Annotated in this window: 12 protein-coding genes; 4 read left to right on the top strand and 8 right to left on the bottom strand. The window is 63.1% G+C overall.

The features are described from left to right. The first annotated feature begins 42 nt into the window (after positions 1-42). Complete coding sequence (locus ACUXUR_RS02570) at positions 43-3207, top strand: Calx-beta domain-containing protein (RefSeq protein ID WP_445500749.1); 3165 nt, start codon at positions 43-45, stop codon at positions 3205-3207. Between the two features lie 343 nt (positions 3208-3550). On the opposite strand, the gene ACUXUR_RS02575 is transcribed toward ACUXUR_RS02570, so the two are convergent. Genes ACUXUR_RS02575 through ACUXUR_RS02605 form a run of 7 tightly spaced genes read right to left on the bottom strand, consistent with a single transcriptional unit; the run spans position 3551 to position 11214 of the window. Further along, complete coding sequence (locus ACUXUR_RS02575) at positions 3551-4807, bottom strand: molybdopterin molybdotransferase MoeA (RefSeq protein WP_445500750.1); 1257 nt, start codon at positions 4805-4807, stop codon at positions 3551-3553. Then, complete coding sequence (gene moaC, locus ACUXUR_RS02580) at positions 4804-5280, bottom strand: cyclic pyranopterin monophosphate synthase MoaC (RefSeq protein ID WP_445500751.1); 477 nt, start codon at positions 5278-5280, stop codon at positions 4804-4806. Before moaC ends, ACUXUR_RS02575 begins: the two co-directional genes overlap by 4 nt. Further along, positions 5277-6077: an indole-3-glycerol phosphate synthase TrpC gene (gene trpC, locus ACUXUR_RS02585; RefSeq protein WP_445500752.1), complete on the bottom strand. Its 801-nt coding sequence runs from the start codon at positions 6075-6077 to the stop codon at positions 5277-5279. Before trpC ends, moaC begins: the two co-directional genes overlap by 4 nt. A gap of 10 nt (positions 6078-6087) precedes the next feature. Next, complete coding sequence (trpD, locus tag ACUXUR_RS02590) at positions 6088-7101, bottom strand: anthranilate phosphoribosyltransferase (RefSeq protein ID WP_445500753.1); 1014 nt, start codon at positions 7099-7101, stop codon at positions 6088-6090. Positions 7102-7106: 5 nt separating this feature from the next. Then, positions 7107-7736: an anthranilate synthase component II gene (locus tag ACUXUR_RS02595; protein WP_445500754.1), complete on the bottom strand. Its 630-nt coding sequence runs from the start codon at positions 7734-7736 to the stop codon at positions 7107-7109. A gap of 55 nt (positions 7737-7791) precedes the next feature. Next, complete coding sequence (gene trpE, locus ACUXUR_RS02600) at positions 7792-9312, bottom strand: anthranilate synthase component I (protein ID WP_445500755.1); 1521 nt, start codon at positions 9310-9312, stop codon at positions 7792-7794. Between the two features lie 3 nt (positions 9313-9315). Next, positions 9316-11214: a SurA N-terminal domain-containing protein gene (locus ACUXUR_RS02605; protein ID WP_445500756.1), complete on the bottom strand. Its 1899-nt coding sequence runs from the start codon at positions 11212-11214 to the stop codon at positions 9316-9318. Positions 11215-11349: 135 nt separating this feature from the next. On the opposite strand from ACUXUR_RS02605, the gene tpiA reads away from it, so the two are divergent. From tpiA to ACUXUR_RS02620, 3 genes are all read left to right on the top strand, one after another. Further along, positions 11350-12117: a triose-phosphate isomerase gene (gene tpiA, locus ACUXUR_RS02610; protein WP_445500757.1), complete on the top strand. Its 768-nt coding sequence runs from the start codon at positions 11350-11352 to the stop codon at positions 12115-12117. A gap of 183 nt (positions 12118-12300) precedes the next feature. Next, positions 12301-12717 (top strand): preprotein translocase subunit SecG, encoded by a 417-nt coding sequence (gene secG / locus ACUXUR_RS02615; protein ID WP_445500758.1) that lies wholly within the window; start codon positions 12301-12303, stop codon positions 12715-12717. A gap of 106 nt (positions 12718-12823) precedes the next feature. Continuing rightward, positions 12824-14452, top strand: coding sequence for a CTP synthase (locus ACUXUR_RS02620; protein ID WP_445500759.1), 1629 nt, complete (start codon positions 12824-12826; stop codon positions 14450-14452). 78 nt (positions 14453-14530) lie between these two features. Here ACUXUR_RS02620 and ACUXUR_RS02625 read toward each other — a convergent pair whose 3' ends face one another. Continuing rightward, positions 14531-17014 (bottom strand): cadherin repeat domain-containing protein, encoded by a 2484-nt coding sequence (locus ACUXUR_RS02625; protein ID WP_445500760.1) that lies wholly within the window; start codon positions 17012-17014, stop codon positions 14531-14533. Between the last annotated feature and the right edge of the window lie 26 nt (positions 17015-17040).

Genomic DNA, 17040 nt, shown 5'->3' on the forward strand with positions numbered 1-17040 from the left:
TGCATCGACATTTATCTCAGTTCCGTATTCAAGGGGGCTTCCATGCCAAGAAATCTTACCATTACCCCTGTCAATCAATCCGTTAGCCTTGGTGTGAACAATGTCGGCTTTGCCGAAAACCATCCTGCCGGATGGGTCATAGCAAAGATTACCGGGTTTCCGGCCAATGAGACCAACATTGGTGGCTTGACCTTCACCCCTGATACGGCAAATGGCGCTCCAGGAACTGACAGTGGCCGCTTCACCGTGATCAAAGCTACAACCGCCGGTGCGGGCTGGAATATCGGCGACTGGGTTCTGGTGGTGGCCGATCCAACGAAGATCAGCTACGAAACGGAAGCTGGCCTCTTCAAGAACGCCTACAAGTTTGTCAGCTCGATGGGCTCGGTTGATAGCTATATTATCAACGGCCGGTGCTCGATCTCGGACGTCAACGATGCTCCTGAAAACGTTCAGGTAGCTAACGACACGATTGACGAGGAGCAGGCAGGGATCGCGATTGGCGTTCTGAGTTCCTTCGACCAAGACGACGATTGGTGGCAGGACCCGATTTCTGGAGAACGACCCCGGGTCTATTCCATCGACACCGGTCTCGACGGAGCGATGTTCGAGATTGATCCTGCGGATGGCAAGACGCTGAAGCTGAAGAGCGGTGTCGAGCTCGATTGGGAGACGATGACCAAGATCGTCAACGACCCTTCCGATCCCAAAAACGGGATGAAATACGTTGAAGTCATCGTCAGAGCGACGGATCAGGGTGGCTATGATGTGGATGGCGTTCCAACCGGCCAGGACGCGCAGTCAACGAGCAAGATTATCCGCGTTTACGCTAATGACGTAATTGAGGGCCCGGCGCCGACGCCCTCGGTTGAGTTCACCGGCACGACGGCGGTGACGGTTGCGGAAGGCACGGGGGCGGGCACGACCACCGTGACCTACACGCTGACCCGCACGGGCCAGGACCTGTCGCAGGCCTCGACGGTGAATTGGGCGGTGGCCGGCACGGGCGCCAACCCGGCGGATGCGGCCGACTTCGGCGGCACGCTGCCGAGCGGCACGGTGACGTTTGCGGCGGGCGAGAGCGTGAAGACGATCTCGTTCACGGTGGCGCGCGATGCGGTGTTCGAGCAGGCCGAAACCTTCCAGGTGAACCTGACGGCGGGCACGAACGCGGTGCTCGGGACGACCGCGACGGCGTCCGGCACGATCACCAACGACGACGCTAACGTTCCGCCGACGATCACGGCGCCGACGGCGGTGGGCTCGGGCACGATCGTGGGCGGCAACGTTCAGGTCAACGAGAACGCCGGCGCGGTTCAGATCTTCGACGTGAACGGTGTGGACACGGACGGCACGATCGTGGGCTACTCGCTCTCGTCGGGCACGGCCACGCCGCTTCCGGCCGGCGCGTTCACGGTTGACGCGAACGGCACGGTGTCGGTGAACACGGCGGCGCTGGGCAACATCACGGCGGACACGACCTACGTGGTGCGTGTGACGACCACCGACAACGAGGGCGCGACGGGCTTCCGCGACGTCAACGTGGTGGTGAAGAACGTGCCGCCGTCGGGCCAGACGCTTGGTCTGACGCTGGTCGGAACTGACGACTTCCCGGCTACGGATTCGGGTCCGAGCGTTGCAGCCTTCGGTGGTTTTACGATCACCGGGGACGGTACGCTCACCCTGAGGATCGCCTTCAACAACCTGCACGGCAAGCTCGAAAATACTGGGGGTGTCGAGCCTGAGGACAGCGGCGGGCAGTACATCTACACCTTCACGGGAACGAAGGAGGTATTGGAGCTTCTGCTCGACAACTTGAAGTTCAACCCGTCCAATCGGGCTATGGCCTCGGAAATCCCGGTGACGACGAACTTCGTCATCACCTTGGATGATGGCGACGCGGCGACGAACAATGCGGTCACCAACACGCAGCTCGATGTCGTCACCCAGATCATCGGCAACCATGCGCCCGTCGTGGATGTGACGGACGGCACCGGCGTGACCAAGATCGTCGATACCGGGCCGGACATCCGGCCCCTGCAGGGTCTCACCTTCTTCGACGACGAGTACGATACCCTGACCGTGACGGTGAAGTTCCTGAAGGATCATGGCGATCTGGTGATCCCGAACGGCATCAGTGTCGTCAAGAGCGTGACCACGATCAGTAACGTCGACTATTACATCTACACCTTCACCGGCGAAGCGGCGGCGCTCGAGGTGATGATGGACGTGGTCAAGTTCGATGCCGCGCCGGTCGCCGGGAATCCGGGCGCGATCCGGAGCACGGATTTCGAGATCACGGTCGATGACGATGCAATGGGCCGCACTCCGGTGGTCGAGCACGTGCAGGTCAAGGCGGTGGCCGGCAGGGCCGCCTTCACCAGCTTCATCGCGCCGCGCGAGCTGGCGGCGGCCGGCACCAAGGTCGGCGACCTCACGGCAGCCGATGCCGACAACAAGGCGTTCTCGTACCAGATCGTGCAGGCCGACGGCACGGCGGCGGCCAGTGACGGGCGCTTCAAGATCGGCGCCGACGGCAAGTCGATCGAGGTGGCGGATGGAACCAAGCTCGATTTCGAGCAGGTCAGGAGCTACGGGCTGAAGCTCAAGGTCACGATCGCCGACGGCGATCAGGATGCGAGCAACAATCTGTGGTTCCTGCAGGACGTCACGATCCAGGTGGCGGACTGGGTCAGCGAGAACGTGGTGGGCACGACCGGCAACGACCGGATCTACGCCAATCTCGGCAACGACGTCCTGAACGGCGGCAGCGGCCATGACACGCTCATGGGCGGGGTCGGCAACGACCGGCTTTATGGCGGCGCCGGCAACGATTGGCTCTATGGCGGGGCCGGCATCGACTACCTGTATGGCACCAAGGGCAGCGGCAGCCGGGACGTGTTCGTGTTCAACACGGCCCTGAACGCCAAGACCAACAAGGACTGGATCAAGGATTGGGAATACCAGTACGACACGATCCAGCTGGAGAACGCGGTCTTCAAGTCGCTCAAGATTCTAGGCAAGCTGAGCAGCAAGAGCTTCAAGCTCGGCGCTGCGGCGGGCGATGCCGACGACTTCATCGGCTACAACGCCAAGACCGGCGATCTCTGGTACGACGCCAACGGCAGCAAGGCCGGTGGCCAGGTGGCGTTTGCCAATATCGGCAAGAACCAGAAGATCTTCTACAGCGACTTCATCGTGATCTGAGCCAGACGTAAACCCGAACCTCAGCCCCGGCAGCAAACCTGCCGGGGTTTTTCGTCTCATCATCTCAGGAGCATGAGCGCAGTCGACCTCACTCATCACGGAAACCGAGTGCCGAGAGAGGTTCGATCAGGGCGTGCTTGTCCTGATCAACCGTTCATCTCTCGTCAGGAAAGCACTGTAGGGCTCGCAATGGGAGGACCGGGGCCGGACCGGCCATAACGGGAGAGGGTGTCATCCCTGTCAGTCTGCAGAATTGGGCAGGCGGTTCACACTCACGTGTTTCGTGATGGAGGGTTCTTTTCCTCCGCTTCACTCCGGCCGATGAGGACATCGATTCACACAATCAGCAAAAGCGCTCCAGCCGAACGATCCGGCAGGGTTCTCCTGCTTGCGCTGCGGGCGCGTGGGGCGGGCGCATCAGCAAGGCGTCCGAGCGTTCGAGAATGCTCAGCATCGACGAGTCCTGGATCAGGTGCGGCGTTGCGACCGGCAGCGGCATGCGCTCGCTGCGCTGGGTGAGGGAGGTTTCGAACTCTTCCCATGCGAGCGAGGCGCGCATGTAGTCCTGCCTTGGGCCGTTGGCGGGGAGGTCCGCCCCAAGGATGGCGGTCTCCGTCGGGTCGGCATCGGGCTGCGCATCGCCAAGCAGCGCGCGAATGGCGGGAATGAGAAACAGGACGGAGCAGACAAGGGTCGAGACCGGGTTACCGGGCAGGCCCAAGAGCAGCATGTCCCCAAGCTTGCCATGCATCAGCGGCTTGCCGGGACGCAGGGCCACGCGCCAGAACCCGAGTTGCATGCCCTGACGCTGCAGCGCTTTCTGCACGAGGTCATGCTCGCCGACCGATGCTCCGCCCAGCGTCACGAGAATGTCAGCTCCGGCATCGCGTGCGGCCTGGATGCGCTCTTCCAGGGATTCGAGCGTATCGCGGGCGATGCCGAGATCGATGGCTTCGGCGCCGACCTTTTCCACCATCACGGCGGTAGCGGGAAGGCTCGAGGCTGTAATCTGATCAGGGCCCGCCGGTTCGCCTGCGCGCACCAGCTCATCGCCGGTGGCGAGAATGGCGACGCGAGGTTTTCTCCGCACGGGCAGCGTGCCATGCCCCATGGCGGCGGCCAATGCGATATGGCGTGCATCGAGGCAAAGGCCCGCCTGGAGCAGCACATCGCCAGCCGCAAAATCGAGACCGGCTTTGCGGATATGCTGACCGTGGCGCGGTTGCTCCTTGACGATCACGCGATCGCCGGAAACCTCCGTGTCCTCCTGGATCACGATGGTGTCTGCGCCATCCGGCAAAGGAGCGCCGGTAAAGATGCGCACGGCCTGCTGCGATCCGACCGTGCCGGAAAAACGCTGCCCGGCCGCACTCGTGCCGATCATCTGAAGAGTTGCTGGCACACGGTCCACATCGACGCTGCGCAGCGCATAGCCATCCATGGCCGAAGCCGGGAAGGGGGGCTGGTCGCGAAGGGCGCTCACGTCCTCAGCCAATGCGCGTCCCGCGCAATGCTTAAGCGGCACATGCTCGATGGAGACCGGCTGTTCGACACTTGCCAGCACGCGGGACAGAGCATCTTCGACCGGGATCAGGCTCATGGCACTTGGTAATCTCCTGAGCGCCCGCCGCTCTTCATGCGAAGCCGAACGTTCTCGATCCGCATGCCTTTATCGGCAGCCTTCACCATGTCGTAGATCGTCAGACACGCGATGGAGACGGCTGTGAGGGCTTCCATCTCGACGCCGGTCTGTCCCGACACCTTCACCTCCGCCGTCACGCGCACGCCGGGAAGATTGTCGTCGAGGGTGCAATCCACTTTCACCTTGGAAATCAACAGCGGATGACAGAGGGGGATCAGTTCATGCGTGCGCTTGGAGGCCATGATGCCCGCCAGCCGCGCGGTGCCCAGCACGTCACCCTTCTTCGCATCACCCTGGCGGATCAGCGCCAGGGTCTCGGGCTGCATCACCACGCATCCTTCGGCAATTGCGGTGCGGCTGGTGATGTCTTTTTCCGAGACATCGACCATGTTGGCCTCGCCGCTCGCGTCGAGATGCGTGAGCTTCGTCATGCCGCTTCGCCGAACAGAAGACGCCTGGTGGCCGCCGTCACATCCGCCTGGCGCATCAGGCTTTCGCCCACAAGGAACGTTTGAATGTTGACGTGCCGGAGCCGCATGATGTCCTCAAACGTGAAGATGCCGCTCTCGCCGACAATGATGCGGTCGGGAGGGATGAGCGGCGCAAGCTCTTCGCTCACGGTGAGGGACACTTCGAAGGTGCGAAGATTGCGGTTGTTGATGCCGATCAGCTTCGTGCCGAGCGGAATGGCGCGTTCCAGTTCCGTGCGGTCGTGCACTTCGACCAGCACATCCATGCCGAGTTCATACGCCGTGCCGATCAGTGCGCGGGCTTCATCGTCGGAGACGCTTGCCATGATAACGAGGATGCAATCCGCGCCCCAAGCGCGGGCTTCATAAACCTGATATGGCTCGAACAGGAAATCCTTGCGCAGCGCTGGCAATCCGGAGGCCTCGCGGGCTTGGGCAAGGTATTCGGGCTTGCCCTGGAACGAGGGCTCGTCCGTGAGCACGGACAAACAGGTTGCGCCGCCTTCCGCGTAAGCTTTCGCGAGGCTCGGCGGGTCAAAATCGGCGCGGATCAGGCCCTTCGAGGGGCTTGCCTTCTTCACTTCCGCGATCAGCGCAGGGCGGCCCTCAGCGAGATGGCATTCGATGGCTTCCGCAAAGCCGCGCGTGGGGGAGGCTCGCAGTGCAAGACGCTTCATCTCTTCCAAGGGAATTGCCGCCTTGGCCGCCGCTATTTCTTGGCGCTTATAGGCTTCGATCTTGCTCAATACGTCGCTCATCGAAAAAGCCTCACGCGTTCGAGACTTTGACGAGACGCTCCAGCGTGCCCTTGGCCGCGCCGCTGTCGAGCGCCTGCGAAGCACGCTCCAGACCGTCACGCAGGTTCGCCGCAGCATCCGCGATCACGAGGGAAGCGGCAGCGTTGAGAAGCGCCACATCGCGATAGGCATTGTGCGCACCGTCGAGAACGGCGCGCAACGCCTTGGCATTGTGCTCCGGATCGCCGCCTTTCAGGTCTTCCAGCTTCGAGGTCGGCAGACCAACCTCCTCTGGCGTCACGGTGAAGCGGCGGATCGCGCCATCCTCGAGCGCCACCACGAAGGTCGGGCCCGTGGTCGTCATCTCGTCGAGACCATCCGAGCCGTGCACGGTCCACACCTTGCGGGAGCCGAGCTCCTTCAGAACCTGGGTCAGCGGCTCCAGCCAAGCCTCTGAAAAGACGCCGAGAAGCTGGTTCTTGGCGCTTGCCGGATTGGCGAGTGGTCCGAGCAGATTGAAGATCGTGCGCGTACCGAGCTCCACGCGGACGGGAGCCACATGGCGCATGGCCGCATGGTGCGTCTGGGCGAACATGAAGCATAGGCCAGCCTCTTCCACGCAGCGCTCCAGGCCTCGCGGGTCGAGACCGAGTTTCACACCAAGAGACGAGAGCACATCCGCCGTGCCGGATTTCGACGAGGCCGCGCGGTTGCCATGCTTGGCGACCGGTACGCCACAAGAGGCGACGATGATCGAGGCAAGTGTCGAGATGTTGTAGCTGCCGGAATGGTCGCCGCCCGTGCCGACGATGTCGATGGCATTCTCAGGCGCTTTCACTGGCAGCATGCGTCCGCGCATGGCCGTGACCGCGCCGACGATCTCATCGAGTGACTCGCCGCGAACGCGCAAGGCCATCAGGAACGCGCCGGCCTGAGCCGGCGTCACCTCGCCGGAGAGGAGATCGTCAAACGCCCATCGCGCTTCGTCACGGGTCAGCGATGCGCCGGTAGCGACTTTAGCGAGATAGGATTTGAAGGATTCCATCGGGTCTATGCCTTGGGGTTAGCGGTGCTTGCGCCGCCGGGGCGATGCTTGGCGTTCCAGGCGGCCGCCAGATCAAAGAAATTGCGCATGATCGTCACCCCGTGCTCCGACAGGATGCTCTCAGGATGAAACTGCACGCCATGGATCGGGAGGGAGCGATGCGACAGGCCCATCACGAGGCCGTCCGCGGTCTCCGCCGTCACGTCGAGGTCTGCCGGGCAGGTCCCCCGGTCCACGATCAGCGAGTGATAACGGGTCGCCCTGAAGGGGCCGTTGATGCCGCGGAACACCGCCTGTCCGCTGTGCTCCACCTCGGACACCTTGCCATGCATGGGCAGAGGGGCGCGGGAGACCGTGCCGCCGAAGACCTGGCCGATGGTCTGAAGACCAAGGCACACGCCGAAGGTCGGGATCGTGGGCGAGGCGCGCTTCACGAGATCGAGGCAAATGCCGGCCTCGTTGGGCGTGCAGGGGCCCGGCGAGAGCACGATGGCGTCCGGCGGGGAGGCCAGCACCTCGTCCGTGGTGGTGGCGTCGTTGCGCACCACCTCCACCGAGGTTGCGAGAGGGCCGAGCAGATGCACCAAGTTCCAGGTGAAGCTGTCGTAATTGTCGATGACGAGAACGCGGGTCATGGCGCACCGACGTTCGCGTATGCGAGACGCCCGGTCAAGGGAAGCGTTGATGCCTTCATTGTCCGATCCTCGCCAGGCTTGCGAACCGCACGGCCTCTTCGGCCGCCCGGAACAGGGCCTTCGACTTGTTGATGCATTCCTGCTGCTCGGAGGCCGGATCGGAATCGTAGACGATGCCTGCGCCCGCTTGGACCGCCATGCGACCGTCCTTCACCACGGCGGTGCGCAGCACGATGCAGGTATCCATTTCGCCATTGGCGCCGAAATAGCCGATGCAGCCCGCATAGGGGCCGCGCTTGTCCTTCTCCAGCTCGTCGATGATCTGCATGGCGCGTACCTTTGGCGCGCCGGAGACCGTGCCGGCCGGGAAACCCGCGATCAGGGCATCGAGTGCATCGAAGGAGGGGTCGAGGCGACCTTCCACGTTCGAGACGATGTGCATCACCTGGCTGTAATATTCGAGGAAGAAGGAATCCGTCACCTGGACGGTGCCCATCTCCGCCACGCGGCCGACATCGTTACGACCGAGATCAAGAAGCATCAGGTGCTCGGCGCGCTCCTTCTGGTCGGCGAGCAGGCTTTCAGCATGCGCGCGGTCCTCGGCCGCCGTCGCGCCGCGAGGGCGCGTGCCTGCGATCGGGCGGATCGTGACCTTGCCGTCGCGCACCCGCACCAGGATCTCCGGCGACGAGCAGACGATCTGAAAATCCTCGAAATCGAGATAGCAGAGGAACGGGGCCGGATTGACCCGGCGCAGCGAGCGGTAGAGCGCGAAGGCGGGCAGGGGGAAGGCTGACTCGAAGCGCTGGGAGAGCACCACCTGGAAGATGTCGCCGGCGCGGATGTATTCCTTCGCCTTCGCCACCATGCCCTCGAACTCCTCCGGCGTGGTGTTCGACACCGGCGGATCGAAATGGATGGACGCGGGATCGCTGCGATCCTCGATGGGCAAGGGCTGTTCGAGCGCCTGCATCACCTCGTCGAGGCGCGAGAGCGCTGCCTCATAGGCTGCCTTCGCTGAAATTCCCGATTGCGGACGCACGGGGGTGATGAGCGAGATCTCGTCCTTCACGGCATCGAACACCACCATCACCGTCGGACGGATGAGGATGGCGTCCGGCACTTTCAGAACGTCCGGGTTCGGCTCCGGCAGCCGCTCCATCAGGCGCACCATGTCGTAGCCGAGATAGCCGAAGAGACCCGCTGCCATGGGCGGAAGATCGTCGGAGAGCGGCAGGGCGCTCTCCTTGATCAGTGCACGCAGGCTATCGAGGACAGGCCGCTCATCGATGACGAAGTGCTTGTCGCGTGTGAGAGCGTTGCGGTCGATTGCAGCGACGCCGTCCTGGCATCGCCACACGAGATCCGGATCGAGACCGATCATCGAGAAGCGGCCGCGCGTGGCGCCGCCCTCGACGGATTCCAGCAGAAAGGCGGAGCCCTTCCGGTGGTGCCGCAGTTTGATGAAGGCTGCGACCGGGGTGAGAAGATCGCCGACGAGAGTGGCGCGCAGGACACCTGCCTCGCCATCCTCGTAGGCCTTCGCGAAAGTCTCGAAATCGGGCGCAATGCTCATGGACTACAATTCACCGCTGCCGATAGCCTGTTGCAGGGCCTGCTGGTTGATGGTGACGCCGAGATCCTGGCGGGCCTGGGCAACGTACTGATTGATCAGATCGTCGCCCATCCCGTTGCGCAGCTGGTTCTCGATGTTCTGCGCCTGCTGCGTCGTGGTGGCCATGGGCGGCACGGTCGCCGCCGTGACCTTGAACACTGCGCGGCTGTCCGCAGCATTCGCCGCATTGCCTGCCTTGCCCACGGGAGTGGCGAAGATACGGTTCACGGCCTCGGCTGAGAGGTCATCCTTGGCGGAGCCGCGGGCGAGATCGGTCGCCGTCTTGGCCGGCACATTCACTTCCTGGGCCACAGCCTCGATGGCCTCGCCCTTCTCGAGACGCTCGGTCAGCTGGCGCGCCTTTTCCGAGAGGCGCTGAGCCACCTGATCCTCACGCCATTGCGTCGCCACCTGATCGCGCACCTCGTCGAGGGTCTTCTCGCGGGATGGCTCGATCCCGGTCACGTCATACCAGACATAGCCGGACGCAACCCGCAGGGCTTCGTTGTCAACGCCGATGTCGGAGGCAAAGGCCGCCTTGGCCACGGCATCGCGCTCAGGAGCGTTCACAGGATTGCCGGCCTTGTCCCGGCCCTGAGCGTCCATGGCCGGGATCTGAACCAGGGTCAGGCCCTTTTCCTTGGCGATATCGGCGAGCGGCTTCGCACCGGCGCGCAGATCCTCGATCTCATCATGGATCTTCTCGATCTGGCTTTGGGCGCGCTCGCGGGCGACCTCCTGGCGGACCTCCGCTGCCACCTCTTCAAAGGCGCGGACGGATTCCGGTTGGATCTGCGTGACGCGCAGGATCACCGGGCCGAAACGGCCTTGAACCGGTTCGCTCACGCCGCCCTGCGGGAGGCTGAAGGCGGCATCGGCCACGGCGGGATCGAGCATTTCGGCCTTCGTGAAGGTGCCGAGCTCCAGGCCCGAGGCGGAGACGCCGCGCTCGGTGGCGACGGCTGCGAAATCAGCACCTTCCTTGATCCGGGTCGAGGCAGCCTGCGCTTCCTCCATCGAGGTGAAGGGGATCTGCTGGATCGTGCGGCGTTCCGGCTGACCATACTTCGCCTTCTGCTGCTCGTAGCGCTGGCGGGCGTCGGCATCCGACACGGCGTCGGGCTTGGCGATGGCAGCCGCATCGAGCGCCATCACGTTGACGGCCCGGTATTCGGGAGCCCGGTAGGTGCCCTTGCGCTCCTCGTAGAAGCTCTGCAGCTGCTCGTCGGTGGGGGTGGGGATGTCGCCCGCGGCAGCCGGGGGCAGCATGAGATAGGCGGCGCTGCGGCGCTCGCTGGTATAGCGGTGCAGGGCCTCCTTGGCGGCTGCCGGAACCGGAACGTCGCCAGCAATCGCCTCGGCGAGATGGAGGCGCGTCATGGCGGCGCGCTGCTCCTGCACGAAGCCGGCCTCGGCGAGGCCAGCATTGCGCAGCGCCTGATCGAACAGGGCACGGTTGAACTGTCCGTCCGCCCCCTTGAAGGCCGGGTTCTCCATGATGGAGCGGGCGACGAGCTCGTCAGAGACGGAGAGCCCCAGGCGCTTGGTCTCCTCGGCCATCACGGCCTCGGTGACGAGAGTGTTGATCACCTGCTGGTCGACACCGAGCATACGGGCCTGCTCAGGGGTAATCACCGTGCGGAACTGACGTCCGAGCTGCTGAAGCTGGTTCGTATAGGCATTGCGAACCTGATGGATGGAGATGGAGGTGTCGCCGACCTCCGCCACCGTCGATTCCGGTCTCGTACGGAAGATGTCGCCGATGCCCCAGATCGCGAAGCTGATGATCAACCCCACGAAAAACACGGTAGCGATGATTTTGCCGACCAGGGTCTGCCCAGCCTTGCGCATGTTCCGAAGCATCGTGAACCCGTTCTCAAAAAACTCGTTTAACAGGCCGATAGCCCATCAAGAGGCCGGGGAAAAGGGCAAGTCCGGTTGAAAGAAGCCTTAAGGCTCTGCTACTGCCAAGTTATCAAGCATGACAGGAGTCCTGGAATGAGCGTCGAATGGCCGCGCCCGTTGGTGGCGGGGAACTGGAAAATGAACGGACTCAAGTCCTCGAACGAGGTCCTGAGCGAGATTCAGATTGGCTATACCCCAGGCCTGAAGGCCAAGGTCGATCTCGTGGTCTGCCCTCCGGCAACCCTTGTGCACAGTTTCGCGGTCGCCTGCGTCGGCTCCCGAGTCGGGATCGGGGGGCAGGATTGCCATGCCAAGGAATCGGGCGCCTTCACGGGCGATCTTTCGGCTGAGATGCTGGCCGATGCCGGCGCGACCTATGTGATCGTCGGCCATTCCGAGCGCCGCCAGTACCACAAGGAAAAGGACTCCGATGTCTGCGCCAAGGCCGTCGCGGCCCACAGGGCCGGCCTGACGGCGATCGTCTGCGTGGGCGAGACCCGGGAGGAGCGTGAGGCCGGCAAGACGCTCGCCGTCGTCCGCAAGCAGCTGCGCGGCTCAATTCCGGTCGATTCCAACAGCCACAACCTCGTGGTCGCCTACGAGCCTGTCTGGGCCATTGGCACGGGCCTGACCCCGACGGCAGCCGACGTGGCCGAGGTCCATGCCGCCATCCGCGAGGAGCTCAAGCGCCTTGTCGGCAAGGTCGACCATACGAAAGTGCGCATCCTCTATGGCGGCTCCGTGAAGCCTTCGAACGCCGCCGAGCTGATGGCTGTGGAGAACGTGAACGGGGCTCTCGTCGGCGGGGCGAGCCTGGTTGCCGCCGATTTCCTGGCCATTGCCGGGGCTTATCTCGGCTAACTCCCACCGTTGTCATTCCGGGACGTCGAGGGCGAGCCCGGAATGACGGGGAGGGCACTTCAACAACAAAAGCGCCCTTGCAGGTCTATGATCCTGCGCCCACCTATGCTACAGGCCGCCGCAACGAACGGATTGCGAGCGGCTGACGCATTTTAGGCGCAGCCGCTTGAGGTTTTTGGAACGATGCAAACAGTTCTCATTATTGTCCACCTGATCATCGTGCTCGCCTTGATCGGTGTGGTTCTCCTGCAGCGCTCCGAGGGCGGCGGCATGGGTCTCGGCGGCGGTGGCGGCGGCGTGTCCGGTTTCATGACCGGTCGCGGCCAAGCCAACGCGCTCACCCGTGCCACGGCGATTCTCGCTGGCCTGTTCTTCCTGACGAGCATTGCGCTGACCGTCATGGCGACGACCGGCCGCGGTCCTCGTTCGATCCTTGACGGCACTGCCCCGACGGCTCCGGCCGGCCAGCAGGCCCCTGCGGCTCCGCAGGGCGGCAATGTGCTCGAGCAGCTGCAACGCCTCCAGGGCGAGCAGCCGGCGAACCCGGCTCCGGCAGCTCCGGGCGCTCCGGCGCCCGCGCCTGCAGCGCCTCAGCAGTAAGCCGAGCAGCAGGGCCGGAACTCCGGCCCTCTTCTTTTGTGGATGGTTTCGGAGTGGCACGATTCGCGGTTGCGAATCGGCGCTCCTTATTGATGGATAGGGGTCCATGACGCGGTACGTATTTATCACCGGCGGCGTGGTGTCTTCGCTCGGTAAGGGTCTGGCTTCGGCGGCCCTGGGAGCGCTTCTCCAAGCTCGCGGCTACAAGGTCAGGCTTCGCAAGCTCGACCCATATCTCAACGTCGATCCGGGGACGATGAGCCCCTATCAGCACGGCGAGGTCTTCGTGACCGACGACGGCGCCGAGACCGACCTCGACCTAGGTCATTACGAGCGCTTCACCGGCGTTCCGGCGTCCAAGGCCGACAACATCACCACGGGTCGAATCTATCTCGATATCATTACCAAGGAGCGGCGCGGCGACTATCTCGGTGCCACGATCCAGGTGATCCCCCATGTCACGAACGCCATCAAGGACTTCGTGCTCACCGGCAATGAGGGCTTCGATTTCGTGCTGGTCGAGATCGGCGGCACGGTCGGCGATATCGAGGGTCTGCCGTTCTTCGAGGCGATCCGCCAGCTCGGCAACGAGCTGGAGCGGGGGCAGGCGATCTATGTCCACCTGACGCTCCTGCCGTTCATCCCATCGGCGGGTGAGCTGAAGACCAAGCCGACGCAGCACTCCGTCGCGGAGCTGCGCTCCATCGGCATCCAGCCCGACATCCTGCTCTGCCGTACGGACCGCGAGATCCCGAAGGACGAGCGCCGGAAGCTCGCACTCTTCTGCAACGTGCGCGAGACGGCCGTGATTGAGGCGCGGGACGCCCGCTCGATCTATGACGTGCCGCTTGCCTATCACGACGCGGGCCTCGACAGCGAAGTGCTGGCGGCGTTCGGCCTGGACAACTCCAAGAGCCCGAATCTGAGCCGCTGGACCGAAATTTCGGAGCGCGTGCACAACCCCGAGGGCGAGGTGAACATTGCCGTCGTCGGCAAGTACACGGGCCTCAAGGACGCCTACAAGTCGCTGATCGAGTCGCTCCACCATGGAGGTATCGCCAATCAGGTGAAGGTGAACCTGCACTGGATCGAGAGCGAAGTTTTCGAGAACGAAGATCCGGCTCCGTTCCTGGAAGGCATTCACGGCATTATGGTGCCGGGTGGCTTCGGCCAGCGCGGCGCTGAAGGCAAGATCCGGGCGGCCCAGTTCGCCCGCGAGCGCAAGGTGCCGTATTTCGGCATCTGCTTCGGCATGCAGATGGCCGTGATCGAGGCTGCCCGTTCGCTCGCCGGCATCAAGGAAGCCAACTCCACCGAGTTCGGGCCTACGCCGGAGCCGGTCGTCGGCATTCTCACCGAATGGCTGCGCGGCAACGAGCTCGAGAAGCGCGTGGCAGGCGGCGATCTCGGCGGCACCATGCGCCTGGGTGCCTATCAGGCGAAGCTTGCACCCGGCAGCAAGGTGGCCGAGATCTATGGCGGAACGGAAATCTCCGAGCGCCATCGTCACCGCTATGAAGTCAACATGTCCTATCGGGATCGCCTTGAGGCCAAGGGCCTGCGCTTCTCCGGCGTGTCGCCGGACGGCGTTCTGCCCGAGATCGTGGAATACGAGGATCATCCCTGGTTCATCGGTGTCCAGTACCATCCCGAGCTGAAGTCGCGTCCCTTCGAGCCGCACCCGCTCTTCAAGAGCTTCATTCACGCGGCCGTGGAGCAAAGCCGTCTCGTCTGATCGCCGAGATGAAGATATCGACCTGCCGAATGGCGGATAGGGCCGTGGCTGAACGCAACTCAGCCGCGGCTTCTTTTGTTAGATCCCAATGAAATCGTGGTAGTAGAGGGTCGTCTTGTTGGTAAGAATGGCGATCTTGACGGCAGCGCTCCGGCCAGTGCCGTCAGCGTCGTAGTACAGACTGCCCGTCCCTTTGTCGTAAATGATACGGTCGTCTGCATCTTTGGCCGCTTTGCCGAGGACGAACGCCTTGCTCGACAGCGTGCCCTTCGGCATCGCCTTGAAGATTGTCCGCTTGAGCTGGAATGCGTCGTAATGGGACGAGAAGTCGGTGATCACGTCGGGGTAGTATCTGTTGGGCGTGGTATCGAACAGGAACACGTCATTGCCGGTGCCGCCGGTGAGCGTGTCCTTGCCTGAGCCGCCGGAGAGAATGTCGTTGCCGCTGCCACCAATGAGGATGTCATTGCCGGCAGCGCCGCCGAGACGGTCATTGCCGCTGCCGCCCACGAACTTATTGGCCGCGGACGAACCTGCCGTCACCTCGGTGGTGCGGTTGCCGATTGCAACGGTCAAATCCTTCTCGAAGCTCAACCCGCCCGCATCTTTGACGCGAACCTTGATCTGATGGGAGCGAACCTGCTCGTAATCGAGCAGCAGCCCGTTCTTCACGACGATCCTGTTGCCACTGAGTGCAAAGCGACCACCGGCGTCGTTGAGCAAGGCGTAATCGAACTCATCCCAGGTGTCGGCATCCTCCGCCAGCAGGGTTCCCACGACGGTACCCGCAGCGGACAGTTCAAGAACACTCCCTCCTGCAAAACCGATATCGGTGGGTTGGGCGTTGGTATAAGTGCCGGTGTTGTCGGTGACCGTTTCGATGCCGTGCTGGAAGAGCAGGCCGCGCTCGCGAACGGTGAAAGCATCACCGACGAGGATCACCCTGTCCGCCGTGCCGGTCGTGCCATCCAGCAAGGATGCGACCGTCTTGTCGTTCACCGTGACGTCCGTACCAGCAGCGTCTGTCAGCTTGATGCCGACATTCAGAAATGTCTTGTTGCTCAGGTCGAAGGCATTACCCGAGAGCTGAAGCACATTCGTCCCGCCGCGTCCGTCGATAACAGCGAACTCCGCCAGCCGGGGTGCATTCGCGACGATCGTGTCATCGCCGGCCGAACCGCGAATGACTTCGAATCCGGACAAGGATGCCGGAGCGGTGATGTCCAGAATTCCGGCCGCACTCATGGCTAGAGTATCGACACCGCCATTGCCTGCGATCCTGTCGCCGGCATTGAGCGTCGTTTGCATCACGAAGAGAGTCTCGCTCGAATCGGCGCCGACCGCGATATCGCTGTTGGCGGTCAGAGCCTCGCCGGACGACGGCGTGAGATGGCGCACGAAAATATCCGGACCGAAGGTTGCCGGATTATACGAGGAATACGCGACCAGCCAGCTTCCGTCCGCCAAGGCGGTGACTTGAGGCGTGGTTTGATCGCCCATGGTCGTCGTCGTGACGAGGGTTTCACCCCCGATCGGTGTCCCATCTGCAAAGTAACGCTGCTGGTAGATTCCGATGCCGGACCCATCCTGCCTGTCGGATTGCCACGTCACGACCCAGCTGCCATCAGCCAAGGCCATGACATTGGGCTTGGTTTGATCGGCGGGAGTCGTCGCATTGACGCGAATGGCGGCACCAAGCGCCGCTCCATTCTGGGCAAAGCGCTGTTGGTAGACGGCCTTTCCCCAGCCGTCCTGGTTATCGACGTCCCATGTCACCACCCAGCCGCCATCAGCAAGAGCCGTCGTGCTGGATGTGCCCACAAGGTCCATCGGACTGACCAGCGCCTCTCCACCTTGCGGGATTCCGGCTTGCGAATAGCGCTGCTGTTTCAGATATCCGCCCGAGGTCCAAGTCACGATCCAGCCGTTGTCCGCCAGCGTCGTCACGCTTGGGTTCTGCTCTGAATTGATCGCGCTCGTGTTGATCTGTCGTTCCGGGCCGACAGCAGTGCCATCGGCCGCATAAACCTGCTGAAAGACCTCCCAGCTGCCGGTCGTGGCGTGCTGGCCCTCCCAAGTGACGATCCATCCACCGCCTGAGCCGTCCTCATTGAACGGAATCGCGGTGACGCTCGGATTCTGCTGGTCGCCGGCGACAATCGTGTTGATCAGCCTGTCTGCCGGGTTGCCCGTGCCGTCCAGAAACTGGGGTTCGCCAGCGGCGTTGAAGCGCTGCTGGTACACGCCATAGGTGCCGGCAGAATCCTGGCTGCGCGAGTGCCAGGTGACAAGCCAGCCTCCATCCGGAAGCGCCGTCAGGATGGAATCTCTCTGGTCGGCTGCAGTCGTGACATTGACGCCGGTCTGCCCGCCAACCGGGTTTCCTTGAGAGTCGTAACGCTGCTGATAGAGATTTGCACCCGTTCCGTTATAGTCGATCCCCGTCCAAGCAACGACCCATCCGCCACCAGCGAGTGCTGTAACGGTCGGCTCATATTGTTCATTCGCGGTGACGGTGTTGACCAGCGTCTCGACGCCGGCCGTAATAACTGAGATGGTCAAAGGATTCTCGCCTCTAAGAAACGCGC

This window comes from Microvirga medicaginis (genome assembly GCF_052658925.1).

Bases quoted from the DNA above. Each gene is read 5' to 3' on its own strand.
- ACUXUR_RS02570 (WP_445500749.1), top strand. From the start codon at position 43: ATGCCAAGAAATCTTACCATTACCCCTGTCAATCAATCCGTTAGCCTT.
- ACUXUR_RS02575 (WP_445500750.1), bottom strand. From the start codon at position 4,807: ATGAGCCTGATCCCGGTCGAAGATGCTCTGTCCCGCGTGCTGGCAAGT.
- moaC (WP_445500751.1), bottom strand. From the start codon at position 5,280: ATGACGAAGCTCACGCATCTCGACGCGAGCGGCGAGGCCAACATGGTC.
- trpC (WP_445500752.1), bottom strand. From the start codon at position 6,077: ATGAGCGACGTATTGAGCAAGATCGAAGCCTATAAGCGCCAAGAAATA.
- trpD (WP_445500753.1), bottom strand. From the start codon at position 7,101: ATGGAATCCTTCAAATCCTATCTCGCTAAAGTCGCTACCGGCGCATCG.
- ACUXUR_RS02595 (WP_445500754.1), bottom strand. From the start codon at position 7,736: ATGACCCGCGTTCTCGTCATCGACAATTACGACAGCTTCACCTGGAAC.
- trpE (WP_445500755.1), bottom strand. From the start codon at position 9,312: ATGAGCATTGCGCCCGATTTCGAGACTTTCGCGAAGGCCTACGAGGAT.
- ACUXUR_RS02605 (WP_445500756.1), bottom strand. From the start codon at position 11,214: ATGCTTCGGAACATGCGCAAGGCTGGGCAGACCCTGGTCGGCAAAATC.
- tpiA (WP_445500757.1), top strand. From the start codon at position 11,350: ATGAGCGTCGAATGGCCGCGCCCGTTGGTGGCGGGGAACTGGAAAATG.
- secG (WP_445500758.1), top strand. From the start codon at position 12,301: ATGCAAACAGTTCTCATTATTGTCCACCTGATCATCGTGCTCGCCTTG.
- ACUXUR_RS02620 (WP_445500759.1), top strand. From the start codon at position 12,824: ATGACGCGGTACGTATTTATCACCGGCGGCGTGGTGTCTTCGCTCGGT.